At 71.3% G+C, this 1,807-nt stretch carries 1 protein-coding gene; it reads right to left on the bottom strand.

The window, feature by feature from the left end:
* Positions 1 to 43 precede the first annotated feature (43 nt).
* Positions 44 to 1,807: PQQ-binding-like beta-propeller repeat protein (locus HET64_RS38325; RefSeq protein WP_251146459.1), on the bottom strand; the 1,764-nt coding region annotated here is incomplete at its 5' end.

Here is a 1,807-nt window from a genome sequence, read left to right as displayed (position 1 = left end):
GGGCCGGGAGGGGCCGGCCGCGGCCGGATGCCGCGGCGGACCGTCACTTGGTGAACACCAGCATCGTCGACTGCTCCAGCTCTTCCTTGTCGTTGCTCGCGCTCACACGCTTGCTGAAGATGTAGGAGCGGCCGTCCTGGTAGAGGACCTTGGACGAGAAGAAGCCGTTCTCGATCCGGCCGGCCGACGCCGGGTGCTGGAGCAGCGTCTTGGGGGTGCCGCCGGTCGGCGGCAGGGTCACGAGTGCGCCGGCGGTGTCGTACTTCGGCCGCATGTAGAGCAGCACGTCGCCGCCCTCCATGCCCAGCGGCTTCAGAACGCGCTCGGCCGGGGCGGGCGCTTCCCACTTGGGCTTCCCGGTGTTCAGGTCGAAGGCGATGACCTTGTTCGTCCGGGAGGTCCCGCTGCTGTCGTCCTCGGTCGCGATGTAGAAGGTGTTGGCGTCGGCGGCGACGCCGCTGCACCCTTCGAGCTTCTCGCCGAAGATCGCGAAGCTGCCCCCGCAGTCGACGGTGAGCTTGTCGCCCTGCGCGGGGGCGAGCTGCGAGCGGAGCTTGCCGCTCTCGGTGAGCGCGGCGATGGCGTACTGCTTCTTCGCCTCGTTGTCGAACCTGACGACGAGCGGGCTGACCGAGTAGACCTTGCTGACCTCCCAGCCGCGCTTCGGCTGGTACGTCCACTTGGCCTTGCCCGTGACCGGGTCCAGCTCCTGGACCTGGTGCTGCGGGTTCTTGGCGTCGTCGGTGCGGCAGCTGGTGGCGGCGATCAGCTTCGCGCCGCCGGCGAAGGCGAAGGGCTGGCAGTTGCCCTCGGGGTTGCCGAACAGCTCCTTGCCGTCGCTGACGCGGTAGGCGTTGGAGTTGCCGGTGCGCCCCACCGTGACGGTGTCTCCGCTGATCGCCAGACCGATGTCCGACAGGAAGTCCCAGTTGCCGTTCTTCTTGACCGTCTTCTTCCAGCCGGCCTTGCCGGTGTTGAGGTCGATCATCTGGAGGACGGAGCACTTGGCCCGGTCGGTGGTGCCGTCCTTCACCCCGATGACGAGCTTGCCGTCGGCGGTCGCGGTGTTGGGCGCGGCGCACACGTCGGCGGGGAGCGCCAGGGTCCACTTCTGCTTGCCGTCGGCGACGGAGTAGCCGGAGACGCCGCGGTACATGGCCTTGGCGACCAGGTCGCCGGTGAACCAGGGGCCTTCGACGGACGCGCCGTTGCGCGGCAGGTCGACGTCGTTCTTCTGGAGCCAGGCGACCTTGGCCTCGCCCGGCTTGCGCCCGGCGTTGAGGTCGTCGTTGCCCTCGCGGCCGTCGCCGGTGCCGTCGCCCTCGTCGACGGTCGGCGACTCGCTGGGGGGCTTGGGGTCGTTGCTCGTGCCGGCGACGGGCTTCTTGGGGTCGTCCCCGCCGTCGCTCACGAGGAACCAGGTGCCCGTCCCGGCGACCAGGACCACGGCGAGCGCCGCCGCGACCACGATGCCGGTCTTGTTCTTGAGGAACCCGCCGGGACCGGAGCCCGGTCCGCCGGGGGCGGGGGCGCCGGGGTGCTGCTGCGTCGGGTAGCCGTAGCCCGTCTGGGTCTGCTGGCCGTACGGGCCCGGAGCCTGCTGACCGTAGGGTCCGGGCTGCTGGCCGTACGGGCCCGGGGCCTGCTGACCGTAGGGTCCGGGCTGCTGGCCGTACGGGCCGGGGGCCTGCTGACCGTACGGGCCGGGGGCCTGGCCGGGCTGCTGCGGATAGCCGTAGCCGGGCCCGGCCGGGGGCTGCTGCTGCGGATAGCCGTACGCCGGGGTGCCGGGCGGGGGCGTCTGCGG

This window comes from Streptomyces sp. McG3, assembly GCF_018619185.1.
Lineage (GTDB): Bacteria > Actinomycetota > Actinomycetes > Streptomycetales > Streptomycetaceae > Streptomyces.
This window is presented reverse-complemented; position numbering and strand designations above follow the sequence as displayed.